The organism is Bacillus sp. OTU2372 (assembly GCF_038440275.1).
Taxonomy (GTDB): Bacteria; Bacillota; Bacilli; order Bacillales; family Cytobacillaceae; genus Neobacillus; species Neobacillus bataviensis_B.
The window spans coordinates 70,252-88,627 of the sequence record NZ_JASATK010000011.1; the positions used below are offsets into that span (position 1 = coordinate 70,252).

At 38.1% G+C, this 18,376-nt stretch carries 16 protein-coding genes and 1 pseudogene; 9 read left to right on the forward strand and 8 right to left on the reverse strand.

What is annotated here, in order from left to right; genetic code table 11:
- Window positions 1–47 precede the first annotated feature (47 nt).
- A complete protein-coding gene (locus AAHB15_RS17700) occupies window positions 48–2,723 on the reverse strand; it encodes an endo-beta-N-acetylglucosaminidase (protein ID WP_342042964.1) in 2,676 nt (891 codons plus the stop codon).
- 920 nt (window positions 2,724–3,643) lie between these two features.
- Between AAHB15_RS17700 and AAHB15_RS17705 the strand changes: the two genes are divergently transcribed.
- The 3 genes from AAHB15_RS17705 (at window position 3,644) to AAHB15_RS17715 (ending at window position 5,253) form a co-directional block, all read left to right on the forward strand.
- Entirely contained in the window at window positions 3,644–3,862 is a 219-nt protein-coding gene (locus AAHB15_RS17705; RefSeq protein WP_342042965.1) for a DUF1659 domain-containing protein, read from the forward strand.
- A 37-nt stretch (window positions 3,863–3,899) separates the two neighbouring features.
- Window positions 3,900–4,118 (forward strand): DUF2922 domain-containing protein, encoded by a 219-nt coding sequence (locus AAHB15_RS17710; RefSeq protein WP_342042966.1) that lies wholly within the window; start codon window positions 3,900–3,902, stop codon window positions 4,116–4,118.
- A gap of 103 nt (window positions 4,119–4,221) precedes the next feature.
- Window positions 4,222–5,253, forward strand: coding sequence for a DnaD domain protein (locus AAHB15_RS17715; RefSeq protein WP_342042967.1), 1,032 nt, complete (start codon window positions 4,222–4,224; stop codon window positions 5,251–5,253).
- Between the two features lie 354 nt (window positions 5,254–5,607).
- Here the strand turns inward: AAHB15_RS17715 and AAHB15_RS17720 are convergent, their stop codons facing one another.
- The 3 genes from AAHB15_RS17720 to AAHB15_RS17730 all read right to left on the reverse strand — a co-directional run bounded on the left by AAHB15_RS17720 (window position 5,608) and on the right by AAHB15_RS17730 (window position 9,335).
- On the reverse strand, window positions 5,608–6,480 hold the full coding sequence (locus tag AAHB15_RS17720; protein WP_335572052.1) for an SH3 domain-containing protein: 873 nt from the start codon (window positions 6,478–6,480) through the stop codon (window positions 5,608–5,610).
- Between the two features lie 600 nt (window positions 6,481–7,080).
- Window positions 7,081–8,097 (reverse strand): extracellular catalytic domain type 1 short-chain-length polyhydroxyalkanoate depolymerase, encoded by a 1,017-nt coding sequence (locus tag AAHB15_RS17725; protein ID WP_342042968.1) that lies wholly within the window; start codon window positions 8,095–8,097, stop codon window positions 7,081–7,083.
- Between the two features lie 713 nt (window positions 8,098–8,810).
- Window positions 8,811–9,335, reverse strand: a complete 525-nt coding sequence (locus tag AAHB15_RS17730; RefSeq protein ID WP_251571366.1) for a type 1 glutamine amidotransferase domain-containing protein — start codon at window positions 9,333–9,335, stop codon at window positions 8,811–8,813.
- 357 nt (window positions 9,336–9,692) lie between these two features.
- On the opposite strand from AAHB15_RS17730, the gene AAHB15_RS17735 reads away from it, so the two are divergent.
- From AAHB15_RS17735 to AAHB15_RS17760, 6 genes are all read left to right on the forward strand, one after another.
- Window positions 9,693–9,911, forward strand: a complete 219-nt coding sequence (locus tag AAHB15_RS17735; RefSeq protein WP_098996041.1) for a DUF1659 domain-containing protein — start codon at window positions 9,693–9,695, stop codon at window positions 9,909–9,911.
- A gap of 37 nt (window positions 9,912–9,948) precedes the next feature.
- Entirely contained in the window at window positions 9,949–10,167 is a 219-nt protein-coding gene (locus tag AAHB15_RS17740) for a DUF2922 domain-containing protein (RefSeq protein WP_342042969.1), read from the forward strand.
- A 103-nt stretch (window positions 10,168–10,270) separates the two neighbouring features.
- Window positions 10,271–10,408 carry a YvrJ family protein gene (locus AAHB15_RS17745; RefSeq protein ID WP_098996039.1) on the forward strand — a complete coding sequence of 46 codons (138 nt, stop codon included), beginning with the start codon at window positions 10,271–10,273 and terminating at the stop codon, window positions 10,406–10,408.
- A 332-nt stretch (window positions 10,409–10,740) separates the two neighbouring features.
- On the forward strand, window positions 10,741–11,310 hold the full coding sequence (locus AAHB15_RS17750; RefSeq protein ID WP_342042970.1) for a competence protein ComK: 570 nt from the start codon (window positions 10,741–10,743) through the stop codon (window positions 11,308–11,310).
- A gap of 164 nt (window positions 11,311–11,474) precedes the next feature.
- The gene (locus AAHB15_RS17755; RefSeq protein ID WP_342042971.1) at window positions 11,475–11,816 is read left to right on the forward strand and encodes a helix-turn-helix domain-containing protein; all 342 of its coding nucleotides are present in this window, start codon (window positions 11,475–11,477) and stop codon (window positions 11,814–11,816) included.
- Between the two features lie 450 nt (window positions 11,817–12,266).
- A complete protein-coding gene (locus AAHB15_RS17760; protein ID WP_342042972.1) occupies window positions 12,267–13,619 on the forward strand; it encodes a glycosyltransferase family 2 protein in 1,353 nt (450 codons plus the stop codon).
- 212 nt (window positions 13,620–13,831) lie between these two features.
- Here the strand turns inward: AAHB15_RS17760 and AAHB15_RS17765 are convergent, their stop codons facing one another.
- From AAHB15_RS17765 to AAHB15_RS17780, 4 genes and pseudogenes are all read right to left on the reverse strand, one after another.
- Window positions 13,832–14,302 (reverse strand): VanZ family protein, encoded by a 471-nt coding sequence (locus tag AAHB15_RS17765; RefSeq protein WP_342042973.1) that lies wholly within the window; start codon window positions 14,300–14,302, stop codon window positions 13,832–13,834.
- A 210-nt stretch (window positions 14,303–14,512) separates the two neighbouring features.
- A complete protein-coding gene (locus AAHB15_RS17770) occupies window positions 14,513–14,659 on the reverse strand; it encodes a hypothetical protein (protein WP_342042974.1) in 147 nt (48 codons plus the stop codon).
- A gap of 1,302 nt (window positions 14,660–15,961) precedes the next feature.
- Window positions 15,962–16,132, reverse strand: a pseudogene (locus AAHB15_RS30250) (DapH/DapD/GlmU-related protein); the annotation flags it as partial.
- 530 nt (window positions 16,133–16,662) lie between these two features.
- Window positions 16,663–18,252 carry a hypothetical protein gene (locus AAHB15_RS17780; protein ID WP_342042976.1) on the reverse strand — a complete coding sequence of 530 codons (1,590 nt, stop codon included), beginning with the start codon at window positions 18,250–18,252 and terminating at the stop codon, window positions 16,663–16,665.
- Window positions 18,253–18,376: the final 124 nt, after the last annotated feature.

The following is an 18,376-nucleotide window of genomic DNA, read 5'->3' on the forward strand; positions in this document are numbered from 1 at the left end:
GAGTATTAATAGGAAACAGGAGAACCGTCCCCCTGCTTCCTCATAGACTACGGATTGAGGTATCCATGGACTTCAAATTCAAAGATCCTCGCAGCCGTATCGCCGCCCTGGGTCGGCTTGTCAACCCACAAACGGACATACCGTGCGTTTGTTAAAGCTATGCTGTGCTCCGAAACAGCCGCTGTATTATCGGTCACCTTAACCGCCTCTGTCCAATTTTCTCCATCCGTGCTTACTTCAATTCGATATGCCTGGGTGTTAAAGGCTTGCGGTTCCCCGCCCGCCTCTGCATGGCGAATGACAAACTTGGAAATGGCATATTGGGCGCCAATATCTACCTGTAACCAATGAGGAGGATTCCCCAATGCGCACCATTTACTGTTGTCCGTTACTTTGCCATCGAACGCAAACTTCGCAGCTTCCGTCGGAGAACATTGTCCGCTGGCAATGGCGGTCTTGTTCAATGCCACATTTTTAATGTCCTTGGCTGCTTCAGAAATGGTAATCATCGCTTTTTTTGTGAGCACACTTTCGCCCTCGCTGTTTTTCGCAATCAGGGTAACAGAGTAGACGCCTTCTTTTTCATAAGTGACGACCGGATTTTCCTCATGGCTCACAGCCGGGGTTCCACCTTCAAACTGCCATTCCAATTCTTCGGTTACTTCAGATGACCTATTAAGAAATTGGATTTCCTGCCCCGGAGCCGCTACCGTTTTATCCGCACCGAAATTCGCCTCCGGCTTTGGATACGGCGGCCAATCGAACGTAACAGCTGTTGGCTCGCTGCGTTTGAACTCTTTGCTCACCGCAACAATTTCCAATGTAGTGCTGCTTTCTTTACCGCCCCGCTTTAGATTGGAAAGGTAATAAACCTGGTTAGGGGTAGCGCCGACAAACTCTTTTTCATTGTTCGGCAGCTTCCGGTAAATTTCATAGTGGCTAACATCGGAATCAGACGCCTTCCAGACAAGAGGAACATCCGCGTAGATTCCCTTGTTAAACTCAATTTCATTGACCTTTGCATCATTCGGAGCATGGATGGAATCGTGTTTTTCCTGTTTGTTATAAATCTTGATTTCTCCGATATTGGTCGTAAAATCTTGGACATCCTTGTCACTTTCAACAAGAAGAGAAATGGCCGCGATTTTTTTATCACTGTATTTTTTAAGGTTAAATGTGTCAGTAATCCACTGTTGGCCACTTTGCTTTTTTACATCAAAGAACACAAATTGGCCTGGGTTGTCAGTGAAGCTGACTCCCACTTTCATATTTGGTTTTTTCAAATCTGTTTTGTAAGTCAGCGAGATTTCCGTATCCTTTTGAATCGGCAGATTGGTCTTATAAAGCTTGATATGTGTTGGGTTGTCCGCTTCAATCGTTCCCGATAGCTTTAACGAGCTACCACCATAATAGGCTGTATCCCAATCGAAATCTACGTCAACAGCCTGCCCGCCTTCCTTCAGCCAGCGCCAGGTCGGTAGAAGATCCTGCAGACTGCGGTTATTCCAGGATTGATTGCTTACCGTCTTTCCATCTGTCGTAAAAAACTTGCCACTTCCAGTATTAAAATGAGTCACAAAAGGAAGTTCCTGAATCGCCGTTTTAGCGGCAAAATAGTGGGCCATCCCTTTCCAGGACCCATTATTGTTGGTTGATGCTGGATTTTTGGATTTTCCAACCCAAAATTCATTTTCCTTCTGATAAAACTCCTCCATGGTGGAAGCCGTTTTAAAGGCCCAGTCCGGACGATAAATCCCTAAAGAAGTTAATGGTGCTTTACCTTCAGGGAAAATCCCCTCCCAAGTAACGTTTGTGCCTGTCCCATTTGCTTCCACATCAATCCCGGTAAATACATCATACGGGCTTCTGCCAAGTTCCTGGGCTTTATTAAAAGAAGACTGCTGGTCGCGCCACCAGAAGTTTAAAAACATACTGTCAGAAACACGTGACCCCCCGTCCTGCAGGAAGCTTGAGTTTTGATCGGTCAACGCATTTTGCCAACGAACCTTCCCGTCCTTCGTCATCGAATCATACCACATGATCTGCATGCCTTCTGACTTATGCTGCTGAAGATAGACAAGGAAATCCTTCATTTTTTGAGCCGTTTTGCTATCTCCGCCTTCGGTCTCCTGGTTAATAAACCAGCCGTCAAATCCGTAATAGCGTGCTGCTTCAAGCAACTTGTCCGCAGCAGGGAAAGAGCCGTCCTCCCGCTCTGTCAGCATTTGGTTCAGCCACTCCACCTTTCCGCCATATACAGTCGGCGGAAAGAAAACGTTTCCCAAAATTGGCACGCCGTTTTTATGGGCCGCGTCAATGACGTCCGCACTTGGCGGCACGATGATTCCTTCACCGGCAGAGCCCGCCCAATACACCATAAGGTCAACGTATTGCCAATAACTGAAGGTATTTGCCAAAAACTCTTTCCCACCTTGTGAAGGAACACCACTTGTTGTTGGGTTAAGTGCAGATAAAGCCACTAGCTTCGCTTCTGACTGGGCATGGTCATTGACCTTGTATAACACTTCACGTTTGCCTAATGGAATTTGGCTGCGGTTAAACACAGCATTCGGGTCGTTCTCTGGAGTCCAGTTCAATAATTGTTCGGGATACCAATAAGATGATTCTGGCTGTTTGGCATAACTAGTGTTAGGTGATAACCCCACAATAAAGATGCCCAAAAAGAAAACCAGCCACCAATAGCCCTTTTTCATGTTTTTCATTGTTTCTCCTCTCCCTCTGTCTACTTTTTATATTGAAGCTTATGTAAGCATGCTTCCCCTTTTACTGCGTTGGACTCAAAAATGATAGCGCTGCCAAATTTACGATTTAGCGTTTCTGCCATTCATTCCCATTTGGTTCTTTTTTCTCACATCTTATTCTGAGTGGTGGGCTCCGTCAACGTATGCCTAAAATGTGATTTAGTTTTTCCATTATCTCTAAGGTTTTTCCATTAAAAATATAACGCCAGGAGAACGGTTCTTTGAGGAGCAAAAGAATGGCGGAATCGCAGTGTTTCGACCCTATTCCCTATATGCCATACTAATCAAACGTTTAATTAAAAAAGCTGAAAGGTTCATCCCTCTTCATTTACTCTTCAAAACTAGTAAAAAAGATTGTCGAGCAAAGTTGGAATACTTCACAGATAAAACTTCAATTTCCCGGAAAATTTTATTGTTATCGACTAAACCTACATCCTTCTTGTCGATTCCCTATACTTCGCAACTAATCAAACATTTGTTTAAAAACAATCTTATCCACGTCATTTCTGAATTTGATACCCCAAATGCATGAAATAAATGTCGAGTGCTGTCCACTATTTTTAAAGGAACCCTAGTAAATACAGGTCCTCCCTCACCCCCCGTCCGGATTCCGTTAATCCTTAGCATAGAAGTAATATCAGGTGGTAAAAAACTATGTTCATCACTCATTTTCCTTCCCTCTTTCAGTATTAAATTTGTTCAAAGAGTATTTTGAAAGAAATGGCTGTACAACTTGTTTGAGATTCATTCACATCCTATTTTGACCGATAAAGCACTCGCCGTGGTCTTAAGCGAAGTTCGACTTGGCCAAAATATTTTCGACCTACCTGTCCTTTTATCCTCTCAAACTATATATATAAGACGAAAGGAGGTGATCGAAGATGGCACAAGGATTACTAGAAACCACAAAGCTTCGGTTGGTATTTCAATCGGGCATCGATAACGAAGGAAATCCAATTTTGAAGTCTAAAACGTTTAGCAATGTAACGAAAGCGGCAACAGCTGACCAGCTGTTTCAAGCAGCTCAAGCAATCTCAGTTTTATGCAACAGCGACTTAAACAAAGTGGAACGTAATGACAGCTCTGAGATTATCGGTTAATGTTCAATAAAAATCCAATGATGGGAGGTGAAAATAAATGGCTAAAACATTAGAATTGCAATTTGACACCGAGTTTGGAAAAACTGCGAAAATCACAGTAGACAATCCAAAGGAGCCAGTAGACGAAGCAGTGGTAAAACTCTCCATGGCCCAGATTATTGCAGCTAACGTATTTACTACAGGAAGTGGCAAGCTTGCTGCTGCCAAAGGCGCCAGAGTCATCGACCGCAATGTAACTGACTATGAACTAGCATAATAACAGCAAGGCTGGGTTCTCTTGAACCCGGCCTTTTTGGAAGCGCGGGGACGGTTCTTACGCTTCGAAACTATACTCTTAAGAAGAAAGGCAGTGGTTGAGGATGGCGAGATATAGAATAATACATACAGATTTTTGGGAAAATCCGATCGTTATTGAGAAATTTACTCCAGAGGACAAGTTTTTTTACCTCTATCTACTTACAAATCCTAATACAACTCAAATTGGAATCTATAAGATTACGAAAAAACAAATGGCATTTGATCTCGGTTATTCAATTGAAAGTGTTTATGCGTTAATGGAACGATTTATCCAGCATCACAAGTTGATTCGTTACAATCCTGAAACAAGAGAACTTGCGATTAAAAACTGGGGGAAAGATAACCTGCAAAAAGGCGGAAAACCGGTGATGGATTGTATTTTTTCCGAGTTAAAGGAGGTAGAAGATCTCTCACTGATTCGATATGTTTTGGACCCCATTCAAAAACAGGAAATTCGCAGCCTATATGAATCTTTCTGTGAACAAGAAGAGATGGTTTTCGACAATGAAGCTAGCGAGCAAGATGAAAATGATACATATCTAAATCCTCTATATGGAGCGCATGACGATACGCTGACGTATCGCTATACGATGCGTGGACAAAAAGAAAAAGAAGAAGAAAAAGAAAAACAACAACAAGAAGTTCTTCAGCCAAATATAGAGAATAATCCCTTCGTAGTGGATCATCAAAATACAGATGATGAAAAAGAAATCATTGAGTTTTGGGGTTACAACGGATTTGGTTTTACGAACGTCAGTGCCAAACAGCAGCTGTTATCTTGGTTGTATGATTCTAGTTTCCTTCAGCCAAAAGATGTGATACTGAAAGCGATGAACATTGCATGTGCCAATAACAAGCGCAGACTGAGTTATGTTATTGTGATTCTTAAAAACTGGGAAAATGAATCCTTACTGACTGTTGAGGAAATTGATTCTTATCATATGAACCAAAAGCCTGTACCCAAGCATAGCGAATCTACCAAAGCGTTTTCTACCGGAAGAGATACTCCAAGTGGATTTGAAAACCCGACCTTACGGCAGGAGAAAATCAATGAGTCTGGCGGAAACGTTATAGTCGTAGATAACGCTGGTTGACTACCCAACCTGATCCTTGAAACGGTGTTCGGTCGTCAATAACCCTGATTGTCTACCCAACCTGGTCTTTGTAACGGAGTTCAGTCGTCAATAGCCCTGATTGTCTACCCAACCTGTCTTTGGAAACGGAGTTCGGTAGTCAATAACCCCAATTGACTACCCAGCCTGTTCTTTGTAACTGTGGTCGGTCGTCAATAACCTTAGCTCGTCCTGTTCTTTGAAAAAAGAAAAATGTCCTTCATCTGGATATGAAGGACAAATTTAATTTTGGATTTCCCTGAAAAGAGTGATTTTACTTACTTTTTAACGTTTTGTACTCGTAAGTAAACCCGTTAAAAATTACTCTCTGGAGAATCAGTATTTGTTTAGCTCCTGAAGCGGAGTTTGAATGATGACTGGATTCTTTTTAGGATCCAACCATTTCAGGATGCTGACAACATTCGTTTGAGACGTTGCGGTACATCCCAGCGTATAGCCACTTCCAATGTGGAAGAAGATCGCACTACCTTTATACGGAGTTCGTTGTGTATTGTAGTTGATAACGAAACCATAGGTATAAGCTGCGATATTCATGTTTTCAGCACTCTTCCATTGACCTTGAGTTTTACTTCTTGATTGCCAAGTGTTGTAAAGTTTTGAAGTCGGATCATCCACCCAAACATCATCGCTTGTGATTTTTCGATAAGGCATTTTAGTTCCTGGATTTCCATAACGTCCAAATGCGGTTCCAATTGAATACTTCCCAATTGGAGACTTTTTACCGCCTTCACGCATACTTGCAGCGGTGGCAAATCCATACTTACCAATATGGCCTGTGGTGGTTAAAACAGGAACCCATTTCCCTTGGGAATTTCTCTCAAAGGTACGAATTTCAGCATTTGAGGTATTGTAACCATTAGAAGTCACAAGAATTAACTGTTTGTTGCTTCCTACTGTCTTTAACCTTTCCGCCAAATTTTTAGTGGTTAGATATTGATTGGATGCCCAACCTGTTTTACCAGCAACAGTTACTTGATCCCATGACCCTTTCGTTTGTGAAACAGTCACAGCTTGATTTTGCTTAACGGTTGTTACAATTTTGTAGGTCGTTCCCGGACCCGTTCTGACATTCAATGCAGTTGCTGTTACATATTTTGTTACGCTTGCTGCAGCTACCGGTTTAGCTACAAGAAATCCTGAAAGTAAAAGAAGCATGGCAACAAAGATGGCAAATCCCTTTTTAAACATCTAATTATCTTCCCCATTCTAGTTATGATTAATCTATCTTTTATTATAAAACGATTATATCTTTCTATTTCAATAGAAAATAGGTATGAAGGTCTTAAAAGTGGAATTAAAGATGAAGTCTTAAATAGATTAGAGAAATTCGGAAATCAATTTTCGTATTCCCTCTCTATTACAATATCCCCAGCTTTCATTTTTTTCTCCCTTAATAGAAACATCTGCTTAGGTACAAAAAATCTGTGTATCCTTTGATAAATCCGCAAACTTGTTGATACCAAGTGGTTCAATCCATGTAATAACGAAAGGACGAAGAGCTTTAATCAGAAGGCACAAGTAAGGTTCGAATGGACTAGCAATAACGCTTCCACTTTCGGAAGCCTTCAGTAAAGCCTGTTAAAAAGAAGCATGAGAACCGTCCCCATGCTTCCAAAAGCCTACATACCGTTACATAGTTTATGAAATATACACTATCGAAGTAGATTAATGGAATAAAGAATTGATAAAAGAAGAAGTGAAATTCCTCAAGACCCTGACCCTAGCCTTTATATTAGTGCTTACAAACGTATTTTAGAAGTTACTATTAATTATTCCTAATAAATAGTTTTATCCTCTTTTCTTAAAAAGCTTCGTAAATAGACGAAGAAAAAAGTTCTTTTTAGGTGCTTCGACCAGATTTTCAACATGGGGCTGCTCGTGACTGGTGAAGAAATTCCAAATGATTTCTGTTGCATTGGGGCCTGATGGATCTGTATAAGAACCATTTGAGCTCCCACCAGACCACGCGTGCCCCATTTGATCGATCATCCATAGTTCCATTAAAAGTTCTCCGCCCCTATCTCCGTATGCATGTTTAGTGCAACTTCTTCCATTGATAAGGTCTGATTTGACCTCGAAAGGTGTAATATCAGCTCTTCCTATACCACCTTCTACAAGAAAATTAGTTTGTGCCCACTGTATGATAACCTGCTGTCCATTAATGGGATGTACAATCGTATCGCAGATGCCATGGAAAACAATGACAGGCATTTTCTTCTTGAACTTACCCATTTCCTGAAAAGCATTGTTTCCGCATGCATAGGGGTCCGAAACGCCTTTTTGCATGCTTTCTGTAGCTGCCTTAGCCATTGGATCGGTTAGAAAAAATACATTAGCAGCATCATAGGGAAGTCCCGAACACACTCCGATACCGCTAAATACATCTGGATAGGTAACTCCAAGAATGCAAGCGAGTGCCGCACCTGCAGATAATCCCGCTGCGTACACCTTACCTGAATCGATGCGGTATCTACTTTTAACCTGATTAATGATTGCATTAATTAACCTGGGATGTCCCTCTCCACGGTGCTGATTTTTATCTAAAAACCAGTTCCAGCATCCAAATAGGTTATAACCAGCCGGATCCATAGGATTAAACAGGTGATTCATGTCAGGATAGAGTACGAGAAAGTTTTCTTTTTCAGCAAGCTCATTCATATTTGTTCCAGCAGCAAAATCATCCGGAGATTGTTCACATCCATGAAGCATTACCATCAACGGTGTATCTTTGTCTTCTTGATATTCGCTCGGAACATAAAGTTTGTACCTAAAATTCTCATATGAAAAATCTAGAAATTCCCCCAACTCTATCAACCCTCCTAATTTAAACTACATGTTTCTATTATACTTCTACATTTTCCTTTTTTCGAAAGATAGCATTTTTTGAATTCCACTATACGTCAAACGCATTCAATATTGAGGCAAAAACAGGCTGCTCTACCTCCTACTATGTATTTTAAGAGATGAAAGAGGAAAGTACATCCTTCTAATCACCTTAACCCTTATACCTAAAGTTTTACTATTGGACTAATGTATAAATTAAGGATAGCTGTCATTACTTAAAACTTTATAAACGAGCCTGAGTACCTTCTTTGATTAACGATGAGTGCTTCCTAATTTCGTCAAGATTCGTTCAAGGCTATTCCTAATCAAACGTTTGATAAAATCGCCTGTAACCCCCGCTATAAAAGAGTTTTCATTCAACCTTTAACAAAAAGATTGTCTACATTTACAATTCTTTTTTTAGTAAACAAGCAATTATTTCCTAGAAAATGAGTAATTTCTACACTCCCCCCACTTTCCGACTAAATTTTAGCTTTTTCACCATTGATCAAACGTTTAATTAAAAACAGCTTCATTCCATTTAAATAGTGGATTGTTGAATCCCGAAGCAGGAAAAAAATGTCGAGAAGTGTTGGAGGCATCAGAAGTTAATCTGGTAGGGACTTAATCAAAATAAACTGTCCATTTAAATGAACAGTTTATTCTCACTGATTTTCCCAGTGTGACACACAATTTTATTTTCGTTCTAATACAGAAATAAATTCCCGCAAATAGTCAGGCAGATCAGGCGGGCGGCGACTAGAAACAATGTGGCCGTCAGTGACGACAGGCTCGTCATACCAAATGGCTCCTGCATTTTCCATATCATCCTTAATACCAGGTGTACTGGTTACTTTTTTACCCTCCAGAATTTTTGCAGAAATGAGGACCCACCCTGCATGGCAAATTTGACCGATCGGTTTTTCGCTGGCATTCATATCCTGAAGTAGACTAAGGACCTCAGGAAAACGGCGGATTTTATCAGGAGCCCATCCCCCAGGAACTAGTATGGCATCATAGTCCTCAGCCTTCACATCAGCATAAGCAAATTCGGACTTAGCGGGTACACCATATTTACCAATATAGGTTTCGTTAGCAAGTTCTCCTGCTAAATGGACAACTGCCCCCTCTTCTTTAAGCCTTAAAATCGGGTACCAAAGTTCTAAATCCTCAAATTCATGATGAACCAAGCTGATAATTTTCTTTCCCTGTAAACGCATATCCCATTTCCTTTCCGTATCGTTTATTTTTGATTTTCTATTATAAACCTTACCATAATTAAACTATCATTAAAAACTCGAAACTTTATGCCTCCTCCTCCATCCTTCATTTCCTGGCTACCTTCACCATAGGTCAAAAAGGCATAGGTGGAGACTTCCCTCTCCACGTATGCCTTACAGGTGTTCACTTTACTACCTCCAATAACAAATTAGAGGTTGGTGTTATTAATTATTTGAAAGACTACCTCATCAATAAATCTAGCTTTTACATTAGCAAACTAAGAAATAATATTTTCGACCTACCTGTCCTTTTAGTCTCTCAAACTATATATATAAGACGAAAGGAGGTGATCGAAGATGGCGCAAGGATTACTAGAAACAACAAAGCTTCGGTTGGTATTTCAAGCAGGCATCGATAACGAAGGAAATCCAATTTTGAAGTCTAAAACGTTTAGCAATGTAACGAAGGCGGCAACAGCTGACCAGCTGTTCCAAGCAGCTCAAGCAATTTCCGTCTTATGCAATGGCGACCTAAACAAAGTGGAACGCAATGACAGCTCTGAGATTATCGGTTAATGTTCAATAAAAATCCAATGATAGGAGGTGAAAATAAATGGCTAAAACTTTAGAATTGCAATTTGACACCGAGTTTGGAAAATCTGCGAAAATCACAATCGACAATCCAAAGGAGCCAGTGGATGAAGATGTGGTGAAACTCTCCATGGCGCAGATTATTGCAGCTAACATATTTACTACAGGCAGCGGCAAGCTTGTCTCCGCAAAAGGCGCCAGAGTCATCGACCGCAATGTAACTGACTATGAACTTGCATAAAAACAGCGAGGCCGGATTCACATGAACCCGGCCTTTTTTTAAAGTGTGAGTGACGGTTCTCCTGTTTCAGGACTATACCTCTAGGTGAAAGGAGTGAAGACTCGTGGAACAAATCATACCATTCATTAGCGAAGTAGGATTCCCCATCGTGGTGACCCTTTATCTGCTTTACCGGATTGAGTCGAAGTTAGATCTCGTGGTCCAATCGATACAAAATCTGCCCGATCGAATGAAGCCGTAATGAATTAAGAAAGAGCAATAAGTAAAGAGAAGCAAGAGAACCGTCCCCATGATTCCCCAATTTTTGTAACAAATATGTCAAACTTTGACGAATTTTGTGCACTTTAGTACATGGTTAAAAAGTCCTAATTATAATTAAATAATGTTAGAGGAAATCGCTCCCATGTTTACAAATCGAATTGGCGAATGCACCTATTATAACCAGGTAAAGAACCTGCAGCAAAAGAGGTGAAGTTCAAGCACAAATCTAGTAAACCTCAACTTAGTTGCTCACAAAAATGTTCGCGCTAATCTAATTTAAGTAGTTCAAAAAAACAAATCGGGAGATGTTTTATGATTATTGATCAGTTTTATTTATTGGATGAGGACGTCATTTTAATGACAGGTGAATATAACAACGAAGGGAAGTTTTGTGCGAGAATCATGGTCGGCGGGCAAACACTCTTAGTAAACAGAACGCCAATACAGGTAATGGATGACACATTGAAATACATAGGCTTCGATTTAAAAGGAGTTATAAAAGGTACAAAAAACATACTTGGCAATATCAATATGTGCCCTATCCTTGTCAACCCATATAAGGGCATTTGTCTTTTTCCATATAAATCCCCCAAAAAGGAAGATTGTGTTTGGTTTAATCCTGATCATATTGTCAAAACCAAGACCCGCGGCTGCAAGACTGAAGTTGAACTTAGCAATGGTGTTTCAATCATTATCGATTTGAAGAAGTACTATTTTATCAACAAGATCCAAACCGCTCTTCTACTGAAGAATATTTCCAGAGAGAGAGAGAACCATCCTCATCCCCTCTCATACTTCAATGAATCAGAAATGCAGAGACAAATTAACAAGTTGAAAGAAGGCAGATACAACTTTAAATCATTAGTGGAATACAGCGGTTAACTAAAAAGCAAAATCTTTCACAAAAGGAGCTAGCCTTTAACAGCTCTCTTGAAAGGTCCTATATCAGTATCTTGGAATGGGATAATAAAAAATCCTGCTAGATAATTAGAATAAGAATGAACAAATAAAGGATAGATCCATTACTTAAACTTAAGGAGAATAATATGAAAAATAACCGTATCGCTCTTTTGGGAGCTCCCCCCTTCCCAAATTATGTAATTGGGGTAAAAGGGGAATTTCCCCTGAAAGAACATGAAATATCGTCCATTGGAGAATTAATAGTACAGAAAAGGCGTGCTATAAAAATGTCTCAGGATGAGCTGGCATTTAACTGTAAGAAAACAAGGAAAGCAATCAGTAATATAGAAACAGGAAAGAGCTTGCCAAGTCTACCTTTATTCGAAAAGATCGCACAAGCCATTGGAATGGATGGATCTGAGCTTTATAAGGAAATAGAAGACCTGGGTTTAATTGATGATTTATTTAGAGATGAAAAAGACGAATAACTAGCTAAGTTCAGCACTTCACAACTTTAAAGCAGTAGGTGCATTAGGGTATCTTGTCCCTCGGGGCAAGATACCCTATTCTCCCGCCAAAATTGGAAATAACCCAGAATAAAGTGGCTCACTATTGAAGTGGTCACTCTGGCTCCAATTAATATTAACAAACTCAACGATTAGATCTTGATAGATCCATATAAAGACCGAACATCATTGATTGTTGACCCTGTATCACCGATACCAGCCACCTAAAAATCAGTATGTCTTAAGAATAAGAATTGTATCAAGTTGTGTAACAAATAATACACAATGATCCAAAGAAACTTTTCGTATTACAAATAAAATCCCTTCCAATTTAATCCTCATTTTACATTAAATCCTCAGTTCCCTCTGACTAAAATCATGGTAATATAGGACGTTATCACTATTTCATTTTATAAGAAAGGCTAATGTTCTATGAAACCAGTATTAAGTCCTATTAACTCCCAAGTACCGAAAGAGTTCAAAAGAAAATATATACCAATAAAAACAAAGTTTTGGATCAGTCATACAGCAGCTTTTATATGGATGTGTTTTTCTATATATATAGCACTTCCATGGTTAGAAGATCTCGCAAAAATCCTATCGTTTCCACTAGCCTTGCTTATCATTGGGGGTATATCCTATATCCCCGGCTATATGAATGCCTTTTTAGTCATAAGCTTATTACTTGATCGCCAACCTGCCTTTAAGAATGAATATCCGAATGATGAGATTACCATACTCATAGCAGCACATAACGAGGAAGACAAAATCTATCAGACTTTAAACTATATTGATAAACAAGACTATTCAGGAAAAGTAAAGGTATTTGTTATCAATAATGCTTCGACAGATAAAACAGATCATGAAGTAGTAAAAGCTAAAGGGGAATTATCAATTGAAATTGAGTTACTTAATGAAGAGAAACCTGGAAAATTCAATGCTCTAAATCACGCGTTAGAATTGGTAGAGACTCCTTATGTCATTACAATTGATGCCGATACTCTCCTACATCCATCTTCTATCCGGTATCTAGTTGCACGCATGAAATCTAGCCCTGAAGACGTATGTGCGGTTGCAGGATCTGTTCTAACAAAAAACAGCAGAGAGAATTTATGGACAAAAATTCAAGAATGGGACTACTTCTTAGGGATTGCATCCATTAAGAGACTTCAAGGCCTGTACCAAGGGACATTGGTAGCCCAAGGAGCTTATAGTCTGTATAAAACGAAGTGCATAAAAGAAGTAGGCGGTTGGCCTGATGCCATAGGTGAGGATATTGTGTTAACATGGCGTCTGCTTCAGAAAAATTGGAGAGTATATTTTGAGCCATTGGCTGTTTCTTTTACTGAAGTTCCAAGTACGTTTATTCACTTTGTACGACAACGATCAAGATGGGCAAGAGGCATGATTGAAGGATTGAACGAAATAAAGCCTTGGAAGCAGCCTCAGGCTTACGTTAAATATTTAACAGGCATAAATCTGATCATGCCATATTTAGATCTTACCTATACTCTATGTTGGATTCCGGGACTTATTTTGGCCTTTTTTGGTTATAACTGGATTGTGGGCCCAATGACATTACTTGTATTGCCCTTAACACTTATTAGTTATAGTATTCTTTATTTCTATCAAAGAAATGTTGTATTTAAGCGATTAAACTTAAGAATTAGAAAAAATATCTCAGGCTTCATATTTTTCATTCTTTGTTACCAATTAATTATGTCTCCTGTATCGGTATATGGTTATATACAAGAGGTTTTTAAATTTAAAAGGAACTGGAAATAACGGAGTGTGATTTTAAATACACTCTGTTTTCTTCATTAATTTGGGTATTCATTTACTATACATAAAAATTAATAGACCAACTTTTTGGATTCTAAAGAAAAATAAAAACAATCCCAAATAACAGTATTGCATAGTAACCGCTTACACTCAAAATTAAGCCAATCAGCAGATATAGCATCTAGCTAGATCATTGGCTTATGATTTTGTCTGGATCAGTCGCCTTTAGGCCTTAAATTACGGTTTTTTATCTGTCTCTTTCTCTTTATTAAATAAGTAATAAATAGAACCAGCAACGCTCCTACAGAATCAAACAAGAATACATCTTTTAGAGAGGACACCCTACCTGGCATAAAAGATTGATGATACTCATCCGATATAGCATATAGTACAGTTAGAAACCAAGAGATAATATAAGAGAATCGGTAAAATTCAAGTGTCTTAAACAATAAGAAGGCAAGAATTCCGAATACGGTAATATGTGTCGCCTTTCTTATGACTAAGTTCAGGGAATCTACTTCTGTATTGTCAACGCTCGGTGTATGGATCGTTTGATGTTCTGTTACGACAACCTTATGAACGGCTTTAGAGGTATTCTCCCCAGTAAAGTATGGCAGCTGGGTAAAGGTAAAGATCGTAAGCATCCAAATTACGGCTCCAAGTACCCACCATTTTCTTTTATTCATTATCCTGTCTCCTATTTTCACAGATAAAATTACACCCTTGTCCTAACAGGACAAGGGTACAAATTAGTAGTCCTTCTCAATTACAAAGGAAAGAAGGTGGTATACCCTTTCAGCAATCGACCATTTCCATTGAACGGTCTTTGACACCAAAGTAAAATATAGCCTTAGGCTCTGTGCCTAACGGACGCAAACAGAACCAAGAACCATCTGCTAAAAGTACTTCAATTCATTAGAGAATGGCAAGTTATTCTTACTTTTCAAACCACCTGCCTTTCCTACTGTAGTAGCATAGTCTTCGACTGCTTCCACTTCTATTCCCGCTACCTCGCTCAAGCTCTTATTTCCAAATGTATCCATTAGCCCTGCAATTTGTTCTGCACCGTCTTTCCTCTTTAAAGTAGTTGACTTAAGTGACTTCTGGTAAGAGTTTATGAGTCTCTCATGATGTTAATCAGTTTCTTTGTGAACCAGGCTCTAATGTCCCGTTAAAGCACTCCAACAGCTCTATAATACCGATCAATACACTTCATATGCAAAAGAAGCTTATAATCGGGAAATTAAAATCAATTATCAGAAAGGAATTGTAGCACGTTCAACTTTACAAGATTGGACACTCAATACGATAGCAGAGAACAGAATTCAGCCATTGCCTATCCTACTTCTGCACAGACCTTATCGGGAAGGAACAAGCGGAGCCGTTCACCAAATGGAGCTAAGGAACAGGATTTCCTAATATCAGTACCAATGGGATATGCCAAATCCAGCACTGGAACATCCTTACCTGCGCAAATATTGAATTTCTTGGTAGAGCATTTGATGAATCTGGTATCATTCACATTGCAAGTGAATAGAAAATTATACGCACAAAAGAGTCGAACCTCCATTACCTGAAATCAATGAATTAAATTCAGGTAATACCAAAAGTAAAGGCAGAAAATAATTGATTTTTTAAGAGAAATGGGCTGTTTAACAAGACCCTTCACCTGCTTTTTCTATTTTTTTGGTTATTCTCTAAATTATCAGTTTCAAATTACCATCCGACAAATCTCGCCAAGGTTCTTCTACCTTCTCCTTTAATTAAAAAATTGTTTAAAAAGCATTCCATCCTTGAAAAATAAGCCATATTCATTTCCAAAAAATCAAAACTTATTGTAACTAAAAATAAATTTAGCTATTGACCTTTGTTCTAAATACAAATTACACAATACGTCATTTCAACAACTGCTTTCTTATGTGTTATAATATTCAATTTTTTGATTAAATCAGTTACAATTACTACTCTTTTCATCATTCCATTAATATGAAAAAAAAGATTGCCGACTTCGAAATGAGAATCCCGTAGACAAAACTCATTTTCCCGAAAAATTTGAATCTTGGTATTTACCAAATTACACAACTCTTTTTCATTCTTCTATTTTACACATTACACTATGTTAAATTAAAAATAGCTTAATACGCTCTATAACTGAACTTACTCCCCAAACCTCTAAATAAAATGTCAAATGTCGGTTAATTTCCTCACTATTAATTTGGATATTGAGAAAGAATACCTCGTTAATTAAATTTTACTTTGCCTTTTTCTCCGAGTGTATATTACATTTTAAATAAATCATCTTTAATTTTCCGAAGTATCTTTCCTTCGCTTTTAAGCTTAAAATAAACATCCTTGTTTCTATATTTGATATGTTTTGCTGGATTGCCTCCAACAATTGAACACTGTTCAACATCTTTTGTTACAACAGCACCAGCTGCAATTACCGCACCTTCTTCAATGGTAACTCCAGGTAATATTAGAGCGCCATGACCAATCCATACGTTTTCTCCAATTATCACTGGCTTTCTAATGTCTTTAAGATCATACGGGATAGCCATTAGATCCGGTGCATCGTATCTATGATTCTCCGTTAAAATCGTTACATGGGGCCCTATGCAAACACCCTGTTTAATAGTGATTCCGCCTGGAGCTTGAAAATAACAGTTTGGTCCTATATACACGTAACCATCAATTGTTATTTTTTCTCCATTAACGTAGGTGTTTCTGCCTGCCACAATTACTCCAGGTATTTTTCTGAATTCCGTTCCCCAGTAATCTTTTCTACTTCTAAGTCTAGAAAGTATTCTTCCTATCATCGTTTTACCGCCTTTAAAAATTTTCTTATTTCTTTCTATATTAGAAATAAAATTTTTTGTGTTCAATAGAATTTTATAATATTATATATTCTTAATTTCAAAATTATCAAACTTAGCAGTTGAGCCATTATAATGCTTAAATCAATGTTTTGTATTTATGCTTTATTCCTTTATTGTATTCGTTACGATTTTTGGGAATTTTTTAAATGATTATCATTTAGTTTCTACTTTTATAGATTAACTGTTGTAGTTATTGGATCAGTACATAATAGCCTTCCGATAGTACCATCACCAAAATAATTTTTAAGGATATTGTACTCATTAGTAATATCAATTAAAGCAATGCCATCTACTTGAGCGGTTCCTCCAGAAAAAGAATTGCAACGAAACAAAAAGTTTCTGTTTGCAGTAGTGGTTTGTTTAATAATCATATGCATGGAATTACCGAACGTATATAATGTTGGCGAGGTAAAGTTTGTTGTATTTTCAGCACGGAATAACCAGCCTCCAGTTAAAGAGCTAAAGTTAATCCTAGCTAGATAAACCTTCCCTGCTGTAAAAGTAATTAATTTACTAATATCTTGTTTTTGTGCCGAAGCAGTAATCAACCCGTCTGAAGCAGTTATTCCAGAATTCAAATTCCAATAAGTGCTGCCGTTCGGAATCGGTTGCGTTACAATATTCGCTTTGTTTATTTTTGATAACTTAATATAATGTATCAAAGAGTATCCATTAATAACATTATAATCCTCTGGGGTAGAACTTGTATCTTGAAGAGGTATATTAACATTATTCTTATCATACCGAAAAGTAATTGTATTCCTAAAATTATCAGTTCCTATAATTAGTTCTTTATCTTGGTAATATCCTTGTGAATAACAAAAGTTAGTAGTGTTAATGTTTAAAATATTATCAGTACAACCAGAAAGTTGGACACCATAGCCAACACCAGATAAATGAGTTACTTTATCAGCATTAGCATCGGAAAGTACATTTATATTAGAATTGTTTACATAGTAAAGATATATTCCAGCACGTAAATTCTCCTGCGCCTCTAAATTCATAATTTGTTGACTTGATCCGCTTAACTGTACACCTACTGAACTTGCTACACTCGCTAACCCACTGAATATAACCTTAGAATTGCTTAATTTATTATTTGATCCATAAAACCACATACCTACAGCTTTAGTTGTTTTTTTGCCGCAACTCATAATATAAATATCACTGAAAAAGTTATCGGTTCCAGTATTATACAAGCCATACCCATCACAATAGCCTATGCGAATTTTATTAAAATTAATAACCCAAATAGGGTATAAAACTTTTAATCCATCATCAATACAATTCCAAATATCTACATTCTCAATCAAGGAACTATCGACAATACCATTACTATTTTTGTCACCACCACAGACAATCCCATTTCCTAATGTATTGTTGGTTTTATTTCCATCAATAGTTAAGTTACGCACTGAGGCTCTTGTCGAATAATTCCAATTTATCATGTCACAATTTGAGGCATTGGCTAATTTTATTTGTGTTTTTCTTGTAGCACCCTCAAGGAGGCAGTTGTTTTGCATAATAATCGTAGAATTAATTGTAATATCGGTATCCAAAATCACCTTAATTCCGCTTTTTTTATTGTCTGTGAAAAGCCGATTAATAACTGTGGCGATTGGTGTGTTTGGGTTACTCTTAATTAAATCAGTAACATACACGATATTGCTCTTTTTATTCGCCTTTTCTGCAAAAAGATTTGAAATGTTATTACCATTTTGGTCTACTACCATTCTGGGGCCAATTTTAGTTAAACCCAAATTCGCACCTTCCTTTTTGATTGTGTATCCAAAAAAGAAAGCTAGGATCCAAAGTATAAAGTTTAATATGAAATTCTTCCGACTCAACATAATCACCTCATATTACCAATAATACTTCAATCCT